Origin of the sequence: Wolbachia endosymbiont (group B) of Ischnura elegans, from assembly GCF_947251585.1 — a bacterium.
In the GTDB taxonomy this organism is placed as follows: Bacteria; Pseudomonadota; Alphaproteobacteria; order Rickettsiales; family Anaplasmataceae; genus Wolbachia.
The window spans coordinates 1879826-1903175 of record NZ_OX366371.1 but is presented as its reverse complement, the minus strand read 5'-3'; the positions used below and the strand labels follow the sequence as shown (position 1 = coordinate 1903175).

Genomic DNA, 23350 nt, shown 5'->3' with positions numbered 1-23350 from the left:
TTTACAAAAATTGCATAATTAGTATAAAAAACAATAAACTAGATAGATGAGGGGTTGATGATAGAGGTGCTACAAGAAAAGATTGTGGTATTGGAGTCAGAAGTTGGTACTCTGAAAGCAGAGAATGATAAGTTAAGGACAAAAATAATTGAGCTAGAGGATAAGCTGGGTTTAAATTCAAAAAATTCATCGCTGCCACCATCGCAAGATGTATATCGCAAAAAGACAAAAAAGAAGAGCGATAAAAAACCAGGCGGGCAGCCAGGACATGAAGCGCACAAGCGGGAATTGATGGTAGCAGATGAGGTGGTAAAATGTTCAATTGATACAATTTGCATGTGTGGAAGCCAAGTTATTTTAGAAGAAGAAACTGTGCATCAAAAGGTTGAATTGCCAAAAATTAAACCGATAGTGACTGAATATAGGCTACAAAAAGGCTACTGTAAGGCGTGTAAGAAAAGGATCTCAGCTAGTCTGCCTGAAGGTGTGACAAGGGATCTTTTAGGAGCTAATGCAAAAGCAGTAATTAGCAGTTTTAGTGGATTTTTTATCAATTCAAAAAGGGAAGTACAGCAAATTTTGAGCAGCATATTTAATCTGAATATAAGCCTAGGTTTGGTATCAAAGACCGAGGGTAGAGTATCAGAAAAATGTATATCTGAATACGAAAAAATAAGAGAAGAGCTACGGAAAAGCAAGTATTTACATATAGATGAAACAAGCCATAGGAACCAGGGAAAGAAAGGTTGGAGTTGGGTAGTAACGAATAAAACAGCAACACTTATGAAGTTAGTTGGATCTCGCGGAAAGAAGATATTAAAAGGGCTATTGCCAGAGTATGATGGAATAGTTATAAGCGATAGGTATGCTGCGTATAATTACTTTAATCGTGAAAACAGACAGATATGCTGGGCCCATTTAGCAAGGGACTTTGAAAGGTTTTTTTACAGTAAAAATGTTGAAGTGAGCAGAATTGGCGCAGCATTAAAATCGCTGAGCAACAGGGTATTTGTGGTAGATAGAGCACGTAAACAAAACCTGATAGACAATTTAAGATTTTTCCGGTTAATGAGGAAGATTCGAAAAAGGGTGAAACATTTTTTGCGAGAGATAACAAGGGTTGCAAAAGGAACTCAGGCCTCGAGAATGGCTGCCAATATACTACGTTCTGAAGATATGATGTGGAGATTCGTGCGCAATCCTGATCTGATCGAGACAACCAATAGTAACCGTTCACGGAATATTCCCAATTAGGCAGGAATAGCGACTAAATTCTGTAGTTTCTGGACAGGATTCTGATCATTCAAACGTGCAGTCAAAAATATCGAAAGCATTCTTTCAATGAACTTTTCTCCACGTTCTGACCAAGTGAAAAAACTATTTTTACGATAAATGACGTACCGTCTAGCCTGACGTTCTGCAAGGTTATTGGTTGTCTCGATCAGATCAGGATTGCGCACGAATCTCCACATCATATCTTCAGAACGTAGTATATTGGCAGCCATTCTCGAGGCCTGAGTTCCTTTTGCAACCCTTGTTATCTCTCGCAAAAAATGTTTCACCCTTTTTCGAATCTTCCTCATTAACCGGAAAAATCTTAAATTGTCTATCAGGTTTTGTTTACGTGCTCTATCTACCACAAATACCCTGTTGCTCAGCGATTTTAATGCTGCGCCAATTCTGCTCACTTCAACATTTTTACTGTAAAAAAACCTTTCAAAGTCCCTTGCTAAATGGGCCCAGCATATCTGTCTGTTTTCACGATTAAAGTAATTATACGCAGCATACCTATCGCTTATAACTATTCCATCATACTCTGGCAATAGCCCTTTTAATATCTTCTTTCCGCGAGATCCAACTAACTTCATAAGTGTTGCTGTTTTATTCGTTACTACCCAACTCCAACCTTTCTTTCCCTGGTTCCTATGGCTTGTTTCATCTATATGTAAATACTTGCTTTTCCGTAGCTCTTCTCTTATTTTTTCGTATTCAGATATACATTTTTCTGATACTCTACCCTCGGTCTTTGATACCAAACCTAGGCTTATATTCAGATTAAATATGCTGCTCAAAATTTGCTGTACTTCCCTTTTTGAATTGATAAAAAATCCACTAAAACTGCTAATTACTGCTTTTGCATTAGCTCCTAAAAGATCCCTTGTCACACCTTCAGGCAGACTAGCTGAGATCCTTTTCTTACACGCCTTACAGTAGCCTTTTTGTAGCCTATATTCAGTCACTATCGGTTTAATTTTTGGCAATTCAACCTTTTGATGCACAGTTTCTTCTTCTAAAATAACTTGGCTTCCACACATGCAAATTGTATCAATTGAACATTTTACCACCTCATCTGCTACCATCAATTCCCGCTTGTGCGCTTCATGTCCTGGCTGCCCGCCTGGTTTTTTATCGCTCTTCTTTTTTGTCTTTTTGCGATATACATCTTGCGATGGTGGCAGCGATGAATTTTTTGAATTTAAACCCAGCTTATCCTCTAGCTCAATTATTTTTGTCCTTAACTTATCATTCTCTGCTTTCAGAGTACCAACTTCTGACTCCAATACCACAATCTTTTCTTGTAGCACCTCTATCATCAACCCCTCATCTATCTAGTTTATTGTTTTTTATACTAATTATGCAATTTTTGTAAACTACTTTCTTATACCGTGAATGGACAAAGTTGATAAGCCTAAACGCCATCATGTCTTTAGGAGAGTCTGCTAATGAAGGCTCTTAAGTTGACGCCATTGCGTGAACGGTTACCAACCAATAACCTTGCAGAACGTCAGGCTAGACGGTACGTCATTTATCGTAAAAATAGTTTTTTCACTTGGTCAGAACGTGGAGAAAAGTTCATTGAAAGAATGCTTTCGATATTTTTGACTGCACGTTTGAATGATCAGAATCCTGTCCAGAAACTACAGAATTTAGTCGCTATTCCTGCCTAATTGGGAATATTCCGTGAACGGTTACAGATTAGCGTTTTCTGCTACAACCTTTTCTTGCAGCACTGTTGTCATTTACCCATTCCATATTTAGCTTCCTATCTCTTTACACTTTTATACTTACTTTGTAAACCACCTTATCTCCGTGAACGGTTACTAATTTTCGCCAATAAGCTTTCTACTGAATTTTTGTTATTGAGCTCGCACAGATCAAAGACAAGTTTTGAGTCAAAAATACCCTTAATATTATAATAAGGGACTGGTAAAATGTGTCTAGTAAGTTTTCTTCTCTATGCAACTGCACCTCAAGCTAATAATGGACCATCAGGCGTATTACCAATTACATTGATCTGGTTTAATATTTTATTAGTGGGGTAAAAATAATTTTTTATAAACTCCTTATATATAGCTGTTAATTTATGTATATCGTCTATTGATACGCATTCATTTACCTGATGTGCGGTTTTGTTGATCATACCAAATTCAATTACTGGACAAATATCCTTAATAAACGCAGCATCAGATGTGCCACCATTTGTACTCAGCACAGCATCAATGCCGGTAATTTTATTTATCGCATCAAGCATAATATCAGTATTTCTATCAGGAATAGAGAGAAAAACGTTTCTGCTGCTCTGCATAGACAGTTTATAATCGTTAGTCACATTGGTGCATATTGCATCAATCATCTTATATAAAACGTCTGGTGTTTGTGTATTGTTATATCGAACATTAAAACCTGCTGCTATTGAACTAGGTATTAGATTATTAGTATTATTTCCAACGTCGATAGTAGTAATTTCGCAATGTGAAGGCTGAAAGTATTTATTACCAGTATCAAAAGTGGTATCTTTTATCTTACTTAGTATCGATACCATTTTATATATTGGATTATCTGCTAGATCTGGGTAGGCAACGTGCCCTTGTTTACCATGGCAAATCAATTTAAATGTTGCAGAACCTCTTCTACCTATTTTTATGGTATCACCTAATTTCTCACTACTCGTTGGTTCTCCAACTATACAAAAATCTATCTTTTTTTGCTTGCTTTTCATCCATTCCAAAACGGCCTTTGTTCCATGTTCTTCCGTGCTTTCTTCAGCGCTGGTAATCAATGCACTGATTGAACCGCTGAATCGAAACTTACCTGCAACTGAATCTACGATAGCAGCAATAAATGCAGCTACTCCGCCTTTCATATCAGCTGCTCCTCTTCCATATAGCATTCCATCTCTAACTTCTGGCTTAAATGGATCAGATATCCAATCTTTTAACTCACCTGGTGGTACAACATCAACATGTCCAGCAAAACACAAGTTTGGTACTCCATTTATATATTTCGCATAAAGATTTTTAACTTTATCACCAAACTCTAAAATCTCACATTCAAAACCACTTTTCTTGAGAATGGCTGCTATATGCTCTATTGCCCCATCGTCTTTTGGTGTTATACTTTTAAAAGAAATTAATTTCTTAGTTAGTTCTACAGGGTCAATCTTCATATCAATCTTGAAATACTAACATTACCGTATTGTAAACATTCTATGCGATATTTAAAACAAATATTACAGCACACAGAACAAGTTTTTATTAGGGAAGTAACAGTACTTGCTGATAATATCTATGAAATATGTAGACAATACGGAAATGACATTTTTCTGATTGCAGATAAAAATACAGCAAAACTTTTAAACAAAAACATACTTAATAAAGTTTCTCATTTAATTATTCCAGCCACACCTGTCATTCCAGCGCGTGACTATGATGGATCACAGTGTCACGCTACTTGGATGACACCAAATAGACTGAACAGAGCTGCTTCTCTCCAAGCTGTAAACCTAGTTAGAAATAAAGCAAAAGATAGTGACTTAATGGTTGCATTTGGCAGTGGCACTGTTAATGATATCTGTAAGTACGCAAGCTATTTAGAAGGCAAAGACTACATATCCTTTCCAACAGCTGCTTCCATGAATGGATATAGCTCTGCAAACGCTTCAATATTAGTTGATGGATATAAAAAATCGTTCGGAGCACATCTTCCAAAGGCAATATACATTGATACCGATATAATTGCCAACGCACCACCACGCCTCACATTAAGTGGATTTGCAGATTTCATCTGCCGTTCAACAGTACAAGCCGATTGGCTATTATCTCATCTATTACTTGGCACAGAATATAATGAACTCCCCTTTAAACTTGTTCGCAATCTGGAGGAAATTTTGCTCAGAGAACACTTGGCACTTGCTAAAAAAGATAAAAGAGTAGTTTTATTACTTATGGAAGCCTTATTGATTTCAGGACTCGGAATGGTGATGTCAAAAGGCAGTTACTCTGCAAGTCAAGGAGAACATATGATAGCTCATGCAATTGAGATGGTAACACAGGATTATTCTTCCTCGTTACATGGGGAAAAAATTGCTGTGACAACGATTACCATGGCTAACTTGCAAGAGGAGATATTGTCAATACGAAACCCGATTACCAAACCGATCACTTTAGATGTAAAACATATAACTCAGTGCTTTGGTAATACCGAATTTATAAAAATTCTAAAGCAGAAGCAAATGATGCAGCAAAAAATTCAAGAGATTATTTGCAAAGAATGGAGTAATATTTCTAGTTTAATTAAGCAAAATTTACTATCTGCAAAACACCTGCAGAAAGTATTTGAAGATCTATCAATTCCGTACTTACCGGAGCATCTTAATTGGAACAAAGAGCAATATTGCAAGGTAGTCAATCTTACATTTGCAACAAGAGATAGATTCACCTTTCTTGACCTGGCTGGTTGTATAGAAAAAAGTTAGATTTTGTGTATTCGTTCAGTAGGGTAGCAAAATAAGATAGACAAAAACACAGTAACAAATGGTGTCATGCAAGTAGCTATCCAGCCTTTCTTAACAACAAAAACTTAGCATGACTTTTGTGCTCAAAAAACTTCTGGATTCCAGCAGGCTTTGTTGCATCACTCTTCGGATAATAGGTAACGTGGAATAAATTCATGAAGCTATCTCAAATTTAGCCATGCCTATATCAGTAAATTTGTTAAGCAAATAACACTTGAGTAGCAGTTCTCTCTCACGATTAACCTCAGATTTGTTTCTAAAACTAAACCCAAATGTTTGCTTCAGTCGCGAGAAAAAACTTTCTATATAAGATCTCTTCCCATAATTTATCTCTTTTTTCCACCTCTTCATACCATCTTCATCATATGACTTTATGAGCTTGATTGTAGAATTTCTCTCATCCATATAATCCAACTTTGGATGCTCTACTGAATTATTTTGCGGAGGAATCCTTGTCTTTATGTCAAGCTCATCGCACAGTTTGTATAACTTCTTTCGATTATATGCCCTGTCTGCATATAGTGTGCTTATATTATATTTAACATCAATCCTTGCAATAAGATCACATGCTCCATAGTGGTCAGAATAAACTCCGCCACTGTATTTTGCTGCTATAACTTTTTTGCTACCTATCTCTAGCATTACATGCAGTTTTCTTGTTTGCTCATAGCGGCGATACTTTCTATCTGTACCATTTGCCTTGCTATGACCTGGAATATTATTGTAGATCAGTACTATCTATGGCAATCTCAATATCTTCTGTATTATTTTTATCATGTCTTCGATCATTAATTTTGATGTTAAGTTTTTTAAGCCTTCTTGAGGCCTGGGAATAGCTAATAACTTGCAAGTTTTTCCTTACTTGCTCAAGGTACCCTGCTATAAATCCCGCTGTTTGTCTCAGACCTATTCTAAATAAATAAGTTATTATGTGAACCAGAATCACGACCTTATCGCTATAAATATAGTTGCCACCAGCCATTTTTGGACCTTTTTCGTACCAATTTTCTATGGCATCATTGACGTAATAAAAAATATTTCCCCTCTCTTGGAGAAATTTGTTATATTCATGGCAGTTACTGACTCTCATTTTTTGTGGCATATTTTTCTTTAGTAGGTTAAATGCTTGTCTTATAGTGAATTTTGTCAGTAACTGCCAGTTCTTTTTATTTGACCTATGCAACAAAGCCATTCCAGCATCAAGTGCTGGAATGACATGGTAAAATATTATTCAAGTAGCCTCTGTCCCAATACCTATTCGGTGTCATTCAAGTCAACTCTTTTCTTGTCATCCCAGTGCCTAGACACTGGGATCCAGAAAACTTCACTTTAAATGAGTGCATTAGATTGTCTTTATATAGATGCCAGTGTCAGCTACTCGGATGAAATTCATTTAGTTGTCTTTTCTCATCTACCTTACCACTTTCTTGAACGGATACCATTAGCCATTCCCCTGAATAGATACAACAAATGTTGTATCTTTATCACTTCACATACATTATTCCATATACTATATGAACAACTGAAAAAAACTTCAGTTAATTGACAATGAATCACGTTATTTTGTCAAGTGCGCTGCTATCGCCAAACCATAGCTTAGCTTGAGTGGCTGAGGAGGGATTTGAACCCCCGACCAAGAGATTATGATCCTCCTGCTCTACCACTGAGCTACTCAGCCTAATTAAAAACCTTGCTATATATGTAATCTATATGTTTCATATAATACTTCAAATCAAACAAAGACTCAAGTTTTTCAGAGTCAATAATTCCATGCAAGGATTTATCTTGTTTCAATTCGAACAGAAAATCACTGTTATCTTGCTTTACTTTCATTGCATTATTCTGAACAATTTTATATGCCTCTTCCCTCGCCAAACCACTATTTACCAACTCGAGTAATACTCGTTGTGAAAAAACCAAGCCTTTTGAAGAATTTAAGTTCTTTTCAATGTTTTCCTTATTGATCACCAATTTATCTATCAAATCTGTTAATCGTACTAAAGCAAAATCCATTGCTATACAAGCATCAGGAGCAATGCATCTTTCCACAGACGAGTGCGATATATCTCGTTCGTGCCATAATGCAACATTTTCTAATGCAGGAAAAACATAGCTGCGTATTAAGCGTGAGAGCCCAGTCAAATTCTCACTTAAAATAGGATTACACTTATGCGGCATAGCAGAACTTCCCTTCTGACCAGTGGAAAAATACTCAGAAATTTCTCCAACTTCAGTTCTTTGCAAGTGACGTATTTCAACGGCAATATTCTCTATTGAACTTGCAATCACTCCTAAAACTGAAAAGAATATTGCGTGTCTATCACGAGGAATGACTTGAGACGATATGGTTTCAGGTATAAGTCCCATTTCTTTCGCTACATACTCTTCAACAAACGGATCAACATTTGAAAAATTACCTACTGCACCTGATATTTTACAAATCGAGATCTCTGTTTTCGCGCTAATTAATCTCTGATAATTGCGTTTAAATTCGGCATAAAATCTAGCAAATTTTAATCCAAGAGTTGTTGATTCTGCATGCATTCCATGACTGCGACCAACACAAACAATATTTTTATAGTCCTCAGCCTTTTTTTTCAGTGCTGCAAGTATATTTTTTAAATTTTCGAGCAAAATATCACATGATTCCTTTAACTGAACCGCAAGGCATGTATCTAAAACGTCAGAACTTGTCATTCCATAATGAAGATAACGAACATCAACTCCCGCTTCTTCAGCAACATATGTTAAAAAAGCTATAACATCATGTTTTACAATGGATTCAATTTCGTTAATACGTTCAATATCAAATTCAATAACATCAGAGAGCTTCTGAGCAACACTATTTGGAATCACTCTTAACTCTGCTTGAGCTTCACACGCTAATTTTTCTATTTTGAGCCATATATTAAACTTATTTTTTTCTTCCCAAATGGAAGACATTTCTTTGCGGCTATAGCGTGGGATCATTTTTGATTTATTCCAATAATGGTGTCATTCCAGTGCATGACACTGGAATCCAGATATAAAAGTATTTGCAAATTATTCAATGGACAACGGATTCTAGAAGCATAAAATAATGTCCATGATGAAATAAACTGGATCCCAGTGTCACGCACTGGGATGACATGAGGGGAGCACTGGGATGATACCAGCTTAGCAATGGAAGACATTTCTTTACGACTATAACAAGGGATCATCTTTGATCAGCTATCATCACCATCAGTAGCTTCTTTACTCGCATCTTGCTCTGCCTCTTGTTGCTCAGATTTCTGATTTTGCAACTTTACTTGCCTCAATTCATGTGCATCTTTTTCAGATCTTACAACGTATATAGTAATTGGAACTATCACTTTACTATGTAATTCTATATTTACTTGATACTCGCCCAAATTTTTGATACTTATTCCACCAAAAGATAAACTATGATGACTTATATCATATCCTTCTTGTAATAAAGTTTTTGCAATTTCACGTGTGGTTACAGAGCCAAAAATCTTTCCATCCTCTGAAGCTTGCTTTATTAATATAATAAATTTATCATGCAGTGATGATGCAAGCACTTTTGCTGCATTTAATTTTTTGATATTTTCTTCTTCCAATAATAAACGCTGTTCCTCTAACTTTATTAAATTTTCCTTAGTGGCTTTCATCGCCTTTTTTTGTGGAAAAAGAAAATTACGTGCATAACCTGGCTTAACTTTAACAACTTCACCAAGCTTACCTAAAGTTGTTATATTTTCCTTTAAAATTATTAACATAAATTACCTAACTTTTTTAGTACAGTAAGGAGCAAGAGCTAAAAAGCGTGCTCTTATAATTGCTAAGCGCAACTTTCTTTGTTTTCTTGCGCACACACCTGTTAACCTTCTAGGTAATATTCTACCATAGTCAGAGGTGAATTTGGACAATAAATCTATATTCTTATAGTCTATGTCCTCATCTTTAGATGCAGTAAGAGGACAGACCTTAGGACGCCTAAAGCCAGTTCTGTTATTTACAGACACGTAAGAATTATTAAAACTATTTCGTCTTTTCATCATTATGCACTTTTCTCCTCAATTTGTTTATCCAGCATGTAAGATTTACCTTTAAAAAACTCATTAACCCGTACAGACAAGTGGCGAATAATATTCTCATTCAGTTTTACTCTACGCTCAAATTCATCCATAATGCTTGAAGTAAAACTTATACACATCATACAGTAATGACCACTTTTCATCTTATTTATTGGGTATGCAAAATCCAATAGACCCCAATATTCATATTTTATCAATCCTGAAGCTTCAATATTTTTCAAAAGCACTTCCAGCGTTTTACTCAATTGATTTGAGTCTACTATTTTAAAACTTTTTAAAACCTCTTGAAGGGGCTTTATTAGATGTTGTGAAATATTTTCCTTAAAAGCATTTACTACATTATAGATAAATGCACTTTTAGTGTTAGCTCCTGGAAGGTCCATAAAATTTTGTTTTATTCCCATATCACTTAGTTCATTTTTCAATTCTTTATCGATTCTTGACTTTATTTCTTTTAAATTTGAAAAATCTTCTTCCAATTCAACCCATAAAATTTTTGTCAGAGTTTCAAAAAAATCAGAGTAAACAATCAGACTTTTTTTAATGCTTTCAGTACTTGCCTCTAGCTCTTGTTTTGTAACTGTGCTATGTTCTCTTTCTATGAGACCTTTAACCTCCTGAGAAATAACATCTGCTTTAATATTTTTCAACAAAATAGCCAATTCTTGGACCATTTCTTCTACTTCTTGCTGCAATAAGTTCGGTTGTGCTATAAAAGTAAATTCATAGAGATTCACTATATCTTCCTTTAATGTCAATTAAACACTTTATTATATAAAACTTTTTTATATAAGCAAGTTATTTGTATTAATTTCTACGCCTTCAATCCAACTTAAGTGAGATATTTCATAAATAGCTTGGGGGGTGATTGAATATGTACCTGGCAACAAGATGCTGACTTTATGTTTTTCGAGAAGAAACTTTAGCATTATTTTGGTTTTGCCTCCATTTTTCAACACTGAATTCAACTCCTCAGCAACTTTTTGCGAGTCTGCACATACAGCAGTTAAAACTAATCCTTTCATTAGAGAAGTAACCTTTTCTGTAAATTCAGATATGTCCTTTCCTGATAGTCTCGTTGTGTTTTCTGAAATTTCAAGATCAATTATCACAAATGCTCCAGGTGAAAATAGATTCCTTTTTTCTTCTATTATTTCATTATTGTAGAATGCTATTTCAGAAACATTGTGGGGATCAGAAAGTGTTAGGATAACAAATCTTCCACGTTCTGAGGTTCTCATACGCACATTTAATATTACACCAGCAGTTTTTATCGTCTTACTCTCTCCGATAAACCCAATATTTAATTTTTTCAAGAGAGTTCTAAACTTTTCAAGTGGATGATTAGTTAAGTAAAATCCCAATGAAAATAACTCATGCTCTAATTTTTCCTCTTCATTAAAATCTTCCACGTTCTCAAGTTTTGGCTTCAGAATATCAAGATTACCAAATAAAGCAGCTTGATTTGACTGCCTATTTTTATTTGCAAAGTAAATCAATGTGTCTATTGACTCGTATAACTGCTTTCTATTTTTGTGCACACTATCGAATGTTCCAGATTTAATTAAACTTTCTAATGCCCTTTTATTTATTATATGCCCCAAATTTTGAATGAATTCCCATATGTCCTTATAAGAACTTGAGCGTGCATTTACTATTCCTTCTGCTATAGCAAAACCAACATTACGCAAAGCAGCAATTCCGTAGCGTATGTGCTCACCCTCTATTGAAAATTCAGCCTTAGATTTGCTGATATCAGGCGAAAGAACAGCAACTCCACTGAATTTTGCAGCATGATAAAACAAATTCAGTTTGTCTCTATCATCAATGTTGAGATTCATCAAGGCCGTAAAAAATTCTAGCGGGTAGTTAGCCTTAAGGTAAGCTGTTTGGTAAGATATAATCGCATATGCTGCAGCGTGGGATTTATTAAATCCATAACCAGCAAATTTTGCAACAAGATCAAAAATATAACTTGCCCTGTCGTAATCAACACCGTTTTTTGTTGCTCCTTGAACAAAAAGTTCACGTTGTTTATCCATCTCTGCCTTAATTTTCTTACCCATGGCACGTCTGAGTAAATCCGCCTCTGCTAAGCTATATCCAGAGAGAATACGCGCTATTTCCATTACCTGTTCTTGGTAGATTATTACTCCGAATGTTTCTTTTAACACCTCCTCAAGCAATGGATGAATGTAATCTGGCTTTTCAAGTCCATGCTTTCTTGCAACATAAGTTGGAATGTTATCCATAGGCCCTGGGCGATAAAGAGAAATTAAAGCGATGATATCTTCAATGCAGTCTGGCTTTAGTTTGATTAAAGCTTCTCTCATTCCCGAACTTTCAAGCTGAAACACTCCGATTGAATCACCTCTTGAGAGCATTTCATAGGTTCTTTGATCAATCAAAGAAACCGAGGAAATATCAAATTTTTTTTCATCACGATTAATTAAACGACATACATGATCTATTAGTGTTAGCGTACCAAGTCCAAGAAAATCAAATTTTATTAACCCAGCTTTCTCTACATATTTCATGCTGTATTGAGTGATTGGCAGAGCCGAATTTGGATCATAATAGACGGGAACAAAATTTTCTAATTTTTGATCGCATATTACAATTCCAGCAGCATGAGTTGAAACGTGACGATATATTCCTTCGAGCTTTAGTGATATATCAAGAAGCTTTGCAATTACCTCATCACTATCTCGTTCTTTCTGTAGGTTTTGATCAAGCTCTATCGCTTGCGATAAAGTTACAGGATTTACTGGATTAAATGGAACCATTTTAGATATTTTATCCACTTGAGAGTAAGGCATTTGCAATACTCTACCAACATCACGCAATACTGCCCTTGCTTGCAATTTTCCAAAAGTGATTATTTGAGCAACATAACCGTACTTTTTCTGAACATAATCAATAACCAGGTCCCTTTTCTCTTGGCAGAAATCGATATCAAAGTCAGGCATCGATACACGATCAGGATTTAAAAATCTTTCAAAGATCAGACCAAACTTTATTGGATCAAGATCTGTAATTTGTAAGCTCCAAGCAACAATCGATCCAGCACCAGAACCTCTTCCCGGTCCAACTGGAATGCCATTTGCTTTGCTCCAACGAATGAAATCAGAAACTATCAAAAAGTAGCCAGCGTAGTTCATCGAAGTTATTACGCTTAGTTCGTAATTCAGCCGATCGTAGTATTGTTTAAGGTCTATGTCCGTTTCATTTGCAATGCGGAATTCTAATCCTGCAACTGCCTGCTCCCTCAGTTCTTCATTCTCAGTTTTATTTTCTCGACAAGGAAATTTAGGCAAGATAGGCTGCCTGCTTCTTGGCATGTAAGAGCACCGCTTAGCTATCACTGAAGTGTTATGAATTGCTTCGGGAATGTCGCTGAACAGTTCCTCCATTTCTGCCACAGATTTGAAGTAATGCTCGGTAGTTAACTTCTTTCTGTTATTCTCGAGAGCATAACTGCCCTCCGATATGCACGTTAATATGTCATAAGCCTCATAGTCAGACTTATTTGGAAAAAACACATCATTCGTTGCAACTAGTGGTATATTGCGCTGATAAGCAAAATCTATTAAAGCTTCTTCAAGCTCTAGCTCTTTATTCAGCCCATGACGCTGCAATTCAACATATAAATGACCATCGAATGCTGAGAGCAGTCTTTTTATCGTTTCTTTATCTTGCTTCAATAACAGTTGAGCCAATATGCCGTCATATCCACCAGTTAAGGCGATTAGGCCTGAACTTAAATTTAATAGCTCATCAAAATCAACGTAAGGAATATCGCTGTTATTCTTGCGCTTTTTAAAAGACTCACTCACCAAGGTGACTAAATTAGTGTACCCTTGTTCATTTTTTGCAAGTAGGAGTATTGATAAATTTTGTTCTAAGTGTCGAACGATAATATTGCATCCTATTATTAGCTGTATTCCCTTATTTGCCGCATATTCTGCAAACTCAAGTGAGCCAAATAAGTTGCCTGAATCAGTAACTGCAACCGCCGGCATTTTGTTCTGCAAACAAAGACCAATCAGCTCCTCAATTTTAACCGAACTCTCAAGCAGAGAATAAACGCTATGAACACGCAAGTGTATGAACATAAAAAACTTTAGATTAGCAATAAAAGGATAACATTAATTTGCTCGTAGGGATATGAAAAGGTCTAACACTGAAATAACACCAAAGAGGCTACTTGAATCTAATTTACTATTCACAATCCCAGTTATTAGCTTGTTTTAATTGACTTTTTATCATAATTATGTAATAATTAAATAACTCTTTTAATATTGAAGGTAAAATCATGACAGGAGAATATGAATCACTGGAAAAAGTACTGAGGACGATTGAGGCTGAGAAAGATTTAAATCTCAATAATATAATTGAGAAAATAAAAACAGAACTAGAGGAACAGGATCAAGGTCTATATAAAGAGTGGGAAAAAGGTGCATTTGATGTAAATCATGGATTTAGCTTAAATATTTCAGGGATAGAGTACTCAAAGTTTCCATTATTAATAATAGCTGCTCGGAATGGTTACACAAAGACAGTAGGGGTTTTACTCGGAGTAGGAGCAGATATTAATGAGAAAGATAGTTTTAGTTGCACTGCTTTGTGCCATGCTGCTTTGTGTGGTCGCAAAGAGATAGTAGAGTTTTTAATCTCAAAAGAAGCAGATGTTAATGCGAAAGGTAGTTTTGGGTGCACTGTTTTGCACAATGCTGCTTTGTGTGGTTGCAAAGAGATAGTAGAGTTTTTAACCTCAAAAGGAGCAGATGTTAATGCGAAAGATATTTTTAATTGCACTGCTTTGCACTATGCTGCTTTGTATGGTCGCAAAGAGGTAGTAGAGTTTTTAACCTCAAAAGGAGCAGATGTTAATGCGAAAAATATTTTTAATTGCACTGCTTTGCACTATGCTGCTTTTAATGATCACACAAAGATAAAAGAGGCTTTATTCGGAAGAGGAGCAGATTTTGATGTAGACGAACCTCTTTTTTTACATAATGATGCTAAGAATGGTTGCGTAGGTATAGTAGGGATTTTACTTGGAAAAGGAGCACGTGTTAATGCAGTAGATTTATTTAAAAAGACTCCTTTAGATTATGCTAAGAATCAAGACTTAGTAAAAGCTCTATTAGACGCAGGAGGACGTTCTTTTGTGGAAGAACATAATAATAAGGCAATGATTGCTGGTGGAGTGAATACATTATTAGGCACTGCTATAGCAGTGGCACTTTTTACAACTGGAACAATTACAGCTCAGTTGATACCTATCGTTATAGCAGTGGTTGTAGTTACAGCAGCAGCACTGGTAGTTGGTTGTGCTACATATGCGCGGTCAAAGCCTAGTACTAAAGTTGATGGAGCAGAAAAACCAATTGTCAACTCAATAAATGAACAGCAGGGAGTTACTGGCATTTCTTCATAGTAGAGCGCGTGACGCACATCTGTACAGAGTCGAAGATGTCATGCAAGTAGCTGACACTGGCATCTATATAAAGGCAATCTAGTTCACTCATTTAAAGTGAAGTTTTCTGGATCCCAGTGTCTGGGCACTGGGATGACAACGAAGGGGCTGCTTGAATAACAACGAAGGGTTATTTGGATAATAGCCGTACTTGATCTGGATTCCAGTGTCTAAGCACTGGGATGACAAGAGGGGATACTAGGATGACAACGAAGGTGCTGGAATGAAAGAAGTGTGAGATAAAGCTACTTGTATAACTGTTGCACATCCATAAACTCCTTCTCGTTTTGAATGCTGATGATAGTGTGAGTGTTGAGAGGTAGAGGGTCATTTGTATGTCCATGTCCTACCCCTTTTATTGTAAATACTGGAAAGTTGACACTTTTTGCAAACCTTTCTTTTACAATTTCAACAAGATTATCATTATAACAGTTAACAAAGTCACCGAATATTACTGCATGTACTCCATCAAAAATATGAGCTTGTTTTAGGTGATCTAGACTGCGCTCAATTGAATATGGATAAACTCTTATGTCTTCTAAAAATAGAATTTTGTCTTTTGCATTTATTTGCCAAGCAGTTCCTATACTGTTTTCAACCAAAGTCATATTACCACCGATGATTTTAGACTCTAATCTGCCATTTTTTAGTCTAACTCCATTATTTATCATCTTTAAGTTGTCAAATCTGATAGAGTTGCGTTGGTTAAGAATTAATTCTTTTAATTTTTCAACAGAGCTTTCAGCAACAGAGTTATTTACTATCATTTCCAACATGGTGCCGTGGAGGGTTTGCCAGTCGTATTTAACTTGCAGATAAATATGTAAAGCAGTGATATCACTATAGCCTATAAGAATTTTTTTGTTTTGAGCAATTCTTTCTTTTTTATCATTGGGCAGCTTTTCTAGGTAAGGAATTAGCCGAGAAGCCCCTTCTCCTCCTCTGATACACCAAATTATTTTGCTATCATCAGTGAGCGCATTAACCAAATCATTCGCTCTAAACTCATCAGAGTTAGAATAAAATGGGTTGTCATTACTGTATATTTTCTCCGAAATATGGGGATTAAAACCCAAAGTTTTTACGTATTCTCTTATAGTAGGCAGATCTGATTCTTTTCCTTTCGAAGAAGGAGCAATAATATCAACTTGATTGATTGTGTGTGCAGGATTAGTGAGTAAAAGGCATAGAAAATAAAGAATAAAGGAATACATTAAAATATCTTATGAAACTCTTGCTTTAATATATCATCTAATTCGCAAAGAGAAACTTTTACTCCTAGTTTTTCCATTGATGTAACGCCGTAATCTTTTAGTCCACAAGGAATAATACCCTTATAGTGGGAAAGGTTTGGAGAGACATTAAGTGCTATGCCATGATAAGTTACCCATTTTCTCAAGCGAATGCCAAAAGCTGCTATTTTTTCTTCTACTCCGTTGTTGTTCACCCAAATGCCTATTCTATCTTCCTTAAATTCCCCAAGTATATTAAAGTGTTTTAAAACATTTATGATCCAATTACTTAGGTCTCTGATATATAGTTTTATGTCACATTTGTTTCTTTTTTTAAGATTTAGCATTAAATATATAATGCGCTGCCCTGGTCCGTGATATGTATATTTACCACCCCTACCTGTTTTATATATAGGAAATAATTTTTCAATAATGTCATCATCTGTTGCACCGATTCCTGCAGTATAAAGTGGAGGGTGCTGGAGCAGCCATACTAGCTCGTCAGATAAATTATTGTAAATTTGTTGAATTTTTGCTTCCATGAATTTCACAGAATGGTTATAATCAATGAGTTGGTTAGATATTAGCCATTCTGTCATATTCAATTTCTTTCATTCAGTTTTATATTACTCAATAATTAGCTTAGCTTTCAAGTAAGTTTAGGTTGTTGTTAAGCCTTCCATGCAAAGTCGTATAACGAAAAACTTGCCACTGTCTTGTGATAATGAAAGACTTGACATTTATTACTAAATATACCATTATTAATAGATATTTAACATTTAGATTAAAATTTTTTTAGTTTTTTTATAGGAGAAAGTTATGCCAGATATAAATATAGACAAATTACATATTAAAGATCCGGAGTGGCTTTGTTGCATAGCACTGATAGGCATGTAAATCACAATGAACTTACGCAGCTAATTTAAATTTAGCCATACCAATATCAGTAAATTTGTTCAGTAAGTAGCACTTAATTAACAGCTCTTTTTCACGATTTACCTCTGATTTATTTTTCAAGCCAAACCCAAATATTTGCTTCAACCTATAGAAAAAGACTTCAATATAAGACCGTGCTCCATACTTAACTTTTTTCTTCCATTCATTAATACCATCTTCATAATTCTCATATGACCTAATTCTACTAATATACTTGTTTCTTTCTGATAAGTAGTCAGCTAAACAAATTTTAGTATCCTTCCTAGGGCGAATAATAGGCACAATATTGTATTTTCTGCATTCTTTATACACACTTTTTATATCATAAGCCGCATCTGCTCGAATAGAACAAATGTTATATTTATCACTGACTTCTTCTAACATATCGCAGACCGGCAAATAGTCTACAGCAACACCACTAGTGTAGTTCATGCTTATTGCTTTCTTATCATTTATGTTTAAAATAACATGTAATTTTCTTACTTGACCATAACCACTGTATTTTCTTTTTCGAATATTAAGCTTACTATGCCCACCGTTATTATTGTAGATACTAACTCTAGTGCTATCTACGGCAATTTCAACATTTTCCAGATCATCTTTATTGCTTCTATGGTCATCAATCTTCAAATTAAGCTTTTTAAATCTTCTGGAAGCTTGTGTATAGCTGATAATCTTAAGTTTTTTGCCTATTTGTACCATATAACCTTTTACAAAACCTACAGCTTGTCTCAAGCCAATTCTAAAAAGATGAACTATTATGTGTATTAAAATTACAACTTTATCACTATAAGTGTTATTGCCACCTGCAACTTTTGGACTATTTTCATACCAATTTTCTATGGCTTGATTAACAAAATGAAAAACATTTCCTCTTTTTTTTAGAAACTCATTATATTCTCTTTGGTTACTTACTCTCATTTTTTGTGGCATAAGTTATACTTGTTTGAAAAATGCCTATTTTACAACAAAATGCGTTAGTAACCATAAGCTTTTCTCCTTACAATAACCTCAACCAACACTAGCTATGCAACAAAGCCATCCGGAGTTTGAACAAGAAACTCAGCTTCTTGAAAAACATTTACACGATAGAACACTGCAGCCTATAAGCGAGTTCAAGAAAGTAAGAGAGAAAGAAGCGGGCTACAGCTCAGGGTTTCAAGCAGAGCACGAGTATAGCGACAATGAAGGTGACAAGGCAGCTTTCATGATTAAGTCTGTTCTAAACCATACTCTGACAGAAGAGGAAAAACAGTCTAAACTAGAACAATTCAAAAAATCCTTTTATAAAGGATCAAGAAAAGCTGCAAAATTGCAATATTCTTATTGCTCAGATTCTGTGATAGATTATATGATTAATTCATCATGGCAGCGAGTAGAAAACAGTATATGTTATGACGACTGAAATATTGCTGATTTTATCAGGGAATATGTTGCTGGTGATTTATATAAGCTGTTTTTATATGACAGAGCTCCAATTGTTGAATTGGTAACAAATAACGATTTGCCAAAGGAAAGATTTGCTAATGGTAATGATCAATTTAAAGAGCGCATTGAGCAAGAGAAAAATCAAGGGCAACTTCATTTGAGATCAAAGTTTTTGGACAAATTTACAACATTAATGGATCTTCAGGAAAAAGGCAAAAATTACCAAGATGCAAAAGGTTTTGAGAAAATATTAGCTGCACAAATATTACTCGGGGAAGCTGATACTATACAACCAGAAAATTTTGGTGTAATAGAAAAGGAATATGAAAATGCAAAGGGTGAAAAAGTAAAAGAAAAACTCTGGGCAAAAATTGATCATGGTAGGTCACTTTACTATTGTGTTAACCATTGGAATCAAATCCTCTTGCATAACCTTGAAGACTTGTTTGGAATTAAAGTGGATTATAAAAAATTGGCACTTGAGTTAAGCGCATATGTTAGGACTATATCTGAAAATGAGGAACTGATTGATAGGTTAATAGATAAAAAAGCTAGTAGTTTAAATCAACTTCTAAACCCTAAAATGAAGTTTACTCTTAGATATATTTCTAGTAACGTGTCACATGGTTTCTGTGAAGAAGTGTTTAGCTATTCATCTAAGTCTAAGGAGTTTGTATCTGATGAGGGCAATAGTTTAGGTAATTACTTTAAGCAGAGGTTAAAGAGTCAAATTCAGACTGGCTTTGTTGCATAGCACTGATAGGCATGTAAATCACAATGAACTTACGCAGCTAATTTAAATTTAGCCATACCAATATCAGTAAATTTGTTCAGTAAGTAGCACTTAATTAACAGCTCTTTTTCACGATTTACCTCTGATTTATTTTTCAAGCCAAACCCAAATATTTGCTTCAACCTATAGAAAAAGACTTCAATATAAGACCGTGCTCCATACTTAACTTTTTTCTTCCATTCATTAATACCATCTTCATAATTCTCATATGACCTAATTCTACTAATATACTTGTTTCTTTCTGATAAGTAGTCAGCTAAACAAATTTTAGTATCCTTCCTAGGGCGAATAATAGGCACAATATTGTATTTTCTGCATTCTTTATACACACTTTTTATATCATAAGCCGCATCTGCTCGAATAGAACAAATGTTATATTTATCACTGACTTCTTCTAACATATCGCAGACCGGCAAATAGTCTACAGCAACACCACTAGTGTAGTTCATGCTTATTGCTTTCTTATCATTTATGTTTAAAATAACATGTAATTTTCTTACTTGACCATAACCACTGTATTTTCTTTTTCGAATATTAAGCTTACTATGCCCACCGTTATTATTGTAGATACTAACTCTAGTGCTATCTACGGCAATTTCAACATTTTCCAGATCATCTTTATTGCTTCTATGGTCATCAATCTTCAAATTAAGCTTTTTAAATCTTCTGGAAGCTTGTGTATAGCTGATAATCTTAAGTTTTTTGCCTATTTGTACCATATAACCTTTTACAAAACCTACAGCTTGTCTCAAGCCAATTCTAAAAAGATGAACTATTATGTGTATTAAAATTACAACTTTATCACTATAAGTGTTATTGCCACCTGCAACTTTTGGACTATTTTCATACCAATTTTCTATGGCTTGATTAACAAAATGAAAAACATTTCCTCTTTTTTTTAGAAACTCATTATATTCTCTTTGGTTACTTACTCTCATTTTTTGTGGCATAAGTTATACTTGTTTGAAAAATGCCTATTTTACAACAAAATGCGTTAGTAACCATAAGCTTTTCTCCTTACAATAACCTCAACCAACACTAGCTATGCAACAAAGCCATTCAGACTATGAGAGAGTATTCAGAAGTGCTACATGTTACATCAGCAATTGGCAGCGATTTTAAAGATATTATCAACTTATCAAGAGAGTTTTTTATGTCTCAGTGCAAAAATCCGCTGATTTGGGCAATAGAAACAGATAAAAAACTTGATGATAAGGACCCTATAATCTGGGCAGTGGACAATGGTAAAAAAATTGAAGGAAAGAAACCAGGAAAATGTGCAGCAGAGCATGGTTTTTTAATTAATGGAAAAAATCCTGAAATTTTTGCAAGTAAGGTACAGTCAGTGAAGTTTGTAAACAAAGCATCACTCCCAATTGCTGGGCTGGCGATTGTTGCTTGTAATGGTTTTATTATTGCAAATCTAAGTATGGCATTGATTATCTCCGCAGTTGCAGTTGCAGTTGCGTTAGTTGCTGCACTTATTGTTAAGCCCATTGCTTCATATGTACAAAGAGATTTGTTACAAAATAGTATTGTAAGTAGAAGTCTTAACAATCCAAAAGTTGAGGGATTTCAAGGAGAGCTTCAGCTTTGATAACAGCTTTTCTGGTTTCTTTAACGATGGTGTAGTTGAAGTAGTCCATGTTTGTCATCCGAGTAGCTGACACTGGGATCCAGCTTTTCATACAATCTAGTCAAAGGTGTTCGTTCTGGTATAAAACAGCTATGCTCACTAGTTAAGTGCGCTATCTACAATTAAATTCTTGGATCCCAGTGTCAAGCACTGGGATGACATCATTCTTGTAACACTAATTGATATAATTCAACTACAATTTCAAATTTTTAACAAAATTTTCAGGAGGCACATATGAATTTTAATATTTTTCAAAGAAAGAAAAGCAGTGAATACTCTGCTTTGCAACTAATGATGGAACCAAGTTGGAGTAGGCGTGATTATGTAAGTTTTGCTGAGGAAGGTTACATAAAAAATGTTATTGCCTTTCGAGCAATTAATATGATCGCAAGTGCTGCATCTTCGGTACCTTTTACTCTCTGCCAGCTTACTGATCAGGGAAAATCGCAACTAAAAGCACATCCGTTACTGAAGTTACTTTATTCTCCTAATCCAATGACATCAAAATCAGAATTTATTGAGGGGATTGTAACTTATCGGTTAGTTAACGGCAATTCTTATATATTGATGATTGAGCTGCAGAACAAACCAGCAGAGCTTTATCTTCTGCGCCCTGATAGGGTTGAAATTGTTCCGGGGAGAAGTAACGTTCCTTATGCCTATCGTTATACCGTAAATAACAACAGTTATGACTTTAAAGTTGATAAATTGACTGGGCGTTCAACAGTACTGCATCTTAAAACCTTTAACCCTTTGAATGATTGGTATGGACTTTCACCAATTGAGGCAGTTGCATATAGTATAGATCAGCATAATCAGGCTGGTGCTTGGAATCAGGCAATGCTGCAAAATGGAGCAAGACCAAGTGGTGCAATAGTTGTAAAATCAGAAAAGGATGGAAGTGGTGGAAACTTAAGTCAAGAGCAGTACCAACGCTTAAAAGGACAGATAAATGATCATTACTCAGGTCCTGTCAACGCTGGAAGACCTATATTGCTTGAAGGAGGTTTAGAGTGGAAGGAAATGAGCTTATCACCGAGGGATATGGATTTTATTGAGTCAAAACATAGCTCAGCTCGTGATATTGCGCTAGCTTTTGGCGTTCCGCCGCAGTTGCTTGGCATACCAGGTGATAATACTTATAGCAATTTGATCGAAGCACGTCTTTCCCTTTGGGAACAGACGATTTTACCAACGCTAGAAAATATTATCTGTCACCTGAATTCTTGGCTAGTGCCCAAGTTTGGTAAAGATTTATGTTTGTCATATGATAAAGACGCGATAGAAATTCTAATGGAGAAAAGACAAAAGATGTGGAAATACGTGCAAAACGCAAGCTTCATGACGCTCAATGAAAAAAGAGAAGCTTTTGGCTTGCCACCGTTACCCGGTGGTGATAAGTTGAATTGATATTTATATAGTGTAGATATTTATACTAAGCTGTAATAAACTGGGGGTATTTTATGTATCAAGAACAAGGAAATTCAGTAAGTAATTCTCGATTTACTCTTCCTCATATAGAATTGTCATCGAGACGCAAAGCAAATATTAATGCAGCAGATCGTAATGGTGAAACTCCTTTACATTACGCTGCTAAAAGAAATCGCTTAGAGCAAGTGAAATTATTGCTTAAAAAAGGAGCAGTTATTGATATAAAAATCGTTTCGGTTATACTCCTTTATACTATGCTGTTCGTTCAGGCCACACAAGTATGGTAAAATTATTGCTTGAAAAAGGAGCAGATATTAATACATCAAGTAATTCTTGTGTTACTGTTTTACATTTATCTGTTCGCGAAGACTATAGGGAGATAACACGTTTATTGCTTGGAGAGACAGAGAGTCCAAGCACAAGCTGCAGCGACGCAAGCATTGAGAATGTACAAACAATCAATCAGTCTTATCATTGGTGAGAGTAGAACATCTTTTACTAAGGTCTAACTTAAAGATAGATGGTCCCTTAAATCCTAC

20 protein-coding genes, 1 tRNA gene and 2 pseudogenes are annotated in these 23350 nt (G+C 35.2%); 10 read left to right on the top strand and 13 right to left on the bottom strand.

Annotation, left to right across the window (positions count from 1 at the left end; all coding sequences use genetic code 11):
* Nucleotides 1-57 precede the first annotated feature (57 nt).
* Nucleotides 58-1254, top strand: a complete 1197-nt coding sequence (tnpC, locus tag OPR58_RS09850) for an IS66 family transposase (RefSeq protein ID WP_265022584.1) — start codon at nt 58-60, stop codon at nt 1252-1254.
* Here the strand turns inward: tnpC (OPR58_RS09850) and tnpC (OPR58_RS09845) are convergent.
* A complete protein-coding gene (tnpC, locus tag OPR58_RS09845; protein ID WP_265022247.1) occupies nt 1251-2594 on the bottom strand; it encodes an IS66 family transposase in 1344 nt (447 codons plus the stop codon). The genes tnpC (OPR58_RS09850) and tnpC (OPR58_RS09845) overlap by 4 nt on opposite strands.
* Before the next feature lie 129 nt (nt 2595-2723).
* Here tnpC (OPR58_RS09845) and OPR58_RS09840 point away from each other — a divergent pair, with 129 nt between their 5' ends.
* Nucleotides 2724-2948, top strand: a complete 225-nt coding sequence (locus tag OPR58_RS09840; protein WP_265022583.1) for a transposase — start codon at nt 2724-2726, stop codon at nt 2946-2948.
* A gap of 302 nt (nt 2949-3250) precedes the next feature.
* Here OPR58_RS09840 and dapE read toward each other — a convergent pair whose 3' ends face one another.
* Nucleotides 3251-4447 carry a succinyl-diaminopimelate desuccinylase gene (dapE, locus tag OPR58_RS09835; protein WP_010402830.1) on the bottom strand — a complete coding sequence of 399 codons (1197 nt, stop codon included), beginning with the start codon at nt 4445-4447 and terminating at the stop codon, nt 3251-3253.
* Between the two features lie 42 nt (nt 4448-4489).
* Between dapE and OPR58_RS09830 the strand changes: the two genes are divergently transcribed.
* Nucleotides 4490-5755: an iron-containing alcohol dehydrogenase gene (locus OPR58_RS09830; RefSeq protein ID WP_010402832.1), complete on the top strand. Its 1266-nt coding sequence runs from the start codon at nt 4490-4492 to the stop codon at nt 5753-5755.
* Between the two features lie 192 nt (nt 5756-5947).
* Here OPR58_RS09830 and OPR58_RS11445 read toward each other — a convergent pair.
* The 7 genes and pseudogenes from OPR58_RS11445 to dnaE all read right to left on the bottom strand — a co-directional run bounded on the left by OPR58_RS11445 (nt 5948) and on the right by dnaE (nt 13988).
* Nucleotides 5948-6896 (bottom strand): annotated as a pseudogene (locus tag OPR58_RS11445) (IS5 family transposase).
* 504 nt (nt 6897-7400) lie between these two features.
* A tRNA-Met gene (locus tag OPR58_RS09815) sits at nt 7401-7472 on the bottom strand.
* On the bottom strand, nt 7472-8764 hold the full coding sequence (gene purB, locus OPR58_RS09810; protein WP_010402755.1) for an adenylosuccinate lyase: 1293 nt from the start codon (nt 8762-8764) through the stop codon (nt 7472-7474). Before purB ends, OPR58_RS09815 begins: the two co-directional genes overlap by 1 nt.
* Before the next feature lie 236 nt (nt 8765-9000).
* Complete coding sequence (gene rplI, locus OPR58_RS09805) at nt 9001-9555, bottom strand: 50S ribosomal protein L9 (RefSeq protein WP_010402757.1); 555 nt, start codon at nt 9553-9555, stop codon at nt 9001-9003.
* A gap of 3 nt (nt 9556-9558) precedes the next feature.
* Nucleotides 9559-9837 carry a 30S ribosomal protein S18 gene (gene rpsR, locus OPR58_RS09800; protein ID WP_010402759.1) on the bottom strand — a complete coding sequence of 93 codons (279 nt, stop codon included), beginning with the start codon at nt 9835-9837 and terminating at the stop codon, nt 9559-9561.
* Nucleotides 9837-10610: a 30S ribosomal protein S6 gene (gene rpsF, locus OPR58_RS09795; protein ID WP_265022582.1), complete on the bottom strand. Its 774-nt coding sequence runs from the start codon at nt 10608-10610 to the stop codon at nt 9837-9839. The genes rpsR and rpsF overlap by 1 nt, the downstream gene beginning before the upstream one ends.
* Nucleotides 10611-10658: 48 nt before the next feature.
* Nucleotides 10659-13988, bottom strand: a complete 3330-nt coding sequence (gene dnaE / locus OPR58_RS09790) for a DNA polymerase III subunit alpha (RefSeq protein WP_265022581.1) — start codon at nt 13986-13988, stop codon at nt 10659-10661.
* Between the two features lie 200 nt (nt 13989-14188).
* On the opposite strand from dnaE, the gene OPR58_RS09785 reads away from it, so the two are divergent.
* Nucleotides 14189-15316: an ankyrin repeat domain-containing protein gene (locus tag OPR58_RS09785; protein ID WP_265022580.1), complete on the top strand. Its 1128-nt coding sequence runs from the start codon at nt 14189-14191 to the stop codon at nt 15314-15316.
* 284 nt (nt 15317-15600) lie between these two features.
* Here OPR58_RS09785 and OPR58_RS09775 read toward each other — a convergent pair whose 3' ends face one another.
* From OPR58_RS09775 to OPR58_RS09765, 3 genes are all read right to left on the bottom strand, one after another.
* The gene (locus OPR58_RS09775) at nt 15601-16569 is read right to left on the bottom strand and encodes an LD-carboxypeptidase (RefSeq protein WP_265022579.1); all 969 of its coding nucleotides are present in this window, start codon (nt 16567-16569) and stop codon (nt 15601-15603) included.
* Nucleotides 16569-17186: a lipoyl(octanoyl) transferase LipB gene (gene lipB, locus OPR58_RS09770; protein ID WP_265022578.1), complete on the bottom strand. Its 618-nt coding sequence runs from the start codon at nt 17184-17186 to the stop codon at nt 16569-16571. The genes OPR58_RS09775 and lipB overlap by 1 nt, the downstream gene beginning before the upstream one ends.
* 310 nt (nt 17187-17496) lie before the next feature.
* A complete protein-coding gene (locus OPR58_RS09765) occupies nt 17497-18456 on the bottom strand; it encodes an IS5 family transposase (RefSeq protein ID WP_265022212.1) in 960 nt (319 codons plus the stop codon).
* Nucleotides 18457-18550: 94 nt separating this feature from the next.
* On the opposite strand from OPR58_RS09765, the gene OPR58_RS09760 reads away from it, so the two are divergent.
* Both OPR58_RS09760 and OPR58_RS09755 read left to right on the top strand, forming a co-directional pair.
* The gene (locus OPR58_RS09760; protein ID WP_265022577.1) at nt 18551-18928 is read left to right on the top strand and encodes a hypothetical protein; all 378 of its coding nucleotides are present in this window, start codon (nt 18551-18553) and stop codon (nt 18926-18928) included.
* A 99-nt stretch (nt 18929-19027) separates the two neighbouring features.
* Nucleotides 19028-19705, top strand: a complete 678-nt coding sequence (locus OPR58_RS09755; RefSeq protein WP_265022576.1) for a hypothetical protein — start codon at nt 19028-19030, stop codon at nt 19703-19705.
* A gap of 29 nt (nt 19706-19734) precedes the next feature.
* Here OPR58_RS09755 and OPR58_RS09750 read toward each other — a convergent pair whose 3' ends face one another.
* A complete protein-coding gene (locus tag OPR58_RS09750) occupies nt 19735-20694 on the bottom strand; it encodes an IS5 family transposase (protein WP_265022212.1) in 960 nt (319 codons plus the stop codon).
* 116 nt (nt 20695-20810) lie between these two features.
* Between OPR58_RS09750 and OPR58_RS09745 the strand changes: the two genes are divergently transcribed.
* The 4 genes and pseudogenes from OPR58_RS09745 to OPR58_RS09730 form a co-directional block, all read left to right on the top strand.
* Entirely contained in the window at nt 20811-21341 is a 531-nt protein-coding gene (locus OPR58_RS09745; protein WP_265022575.1) for a hypothetical protein, read from the top strand.
* Between the two features lie 273 nt (nt 21342-21614).
* On the top strand, nt 21615-22790 hold the full coding sequence (locus OPR58_RS09740) for a phage portal protein (RefSeq protein WP_265022574.1): 1176 nt from the start codon (nt 21615-21617) through the stop codon (nt 22788-22790).
* Between the two features lie 53 nt (nt 22791-22843).
* The gene (locus OPR58_RS09735) at nt 22844-23098 is read left to right on the top strand and encodes an ankyrin repeat domain-containing protein (RefSeq protein WP_265022573.1); all 255 of its coding nucleotides are present in this window, start codon (nt 22844-22846) and stop codon (nt 23096-23098) included.
* Nucleotides 23071-23292: pseudogene (locus tag OPR58_RS09730) on the top strand (ankyrin repeat domain-containing protein); the annotation flags it as partial. The gene OPR58_RS09735 and the pseudogene OPR58_RS09730, both read left to right, overlap by 28 nt.
* Nucleotides 23293-23350 lie beyond the last annotated feature (58 nt).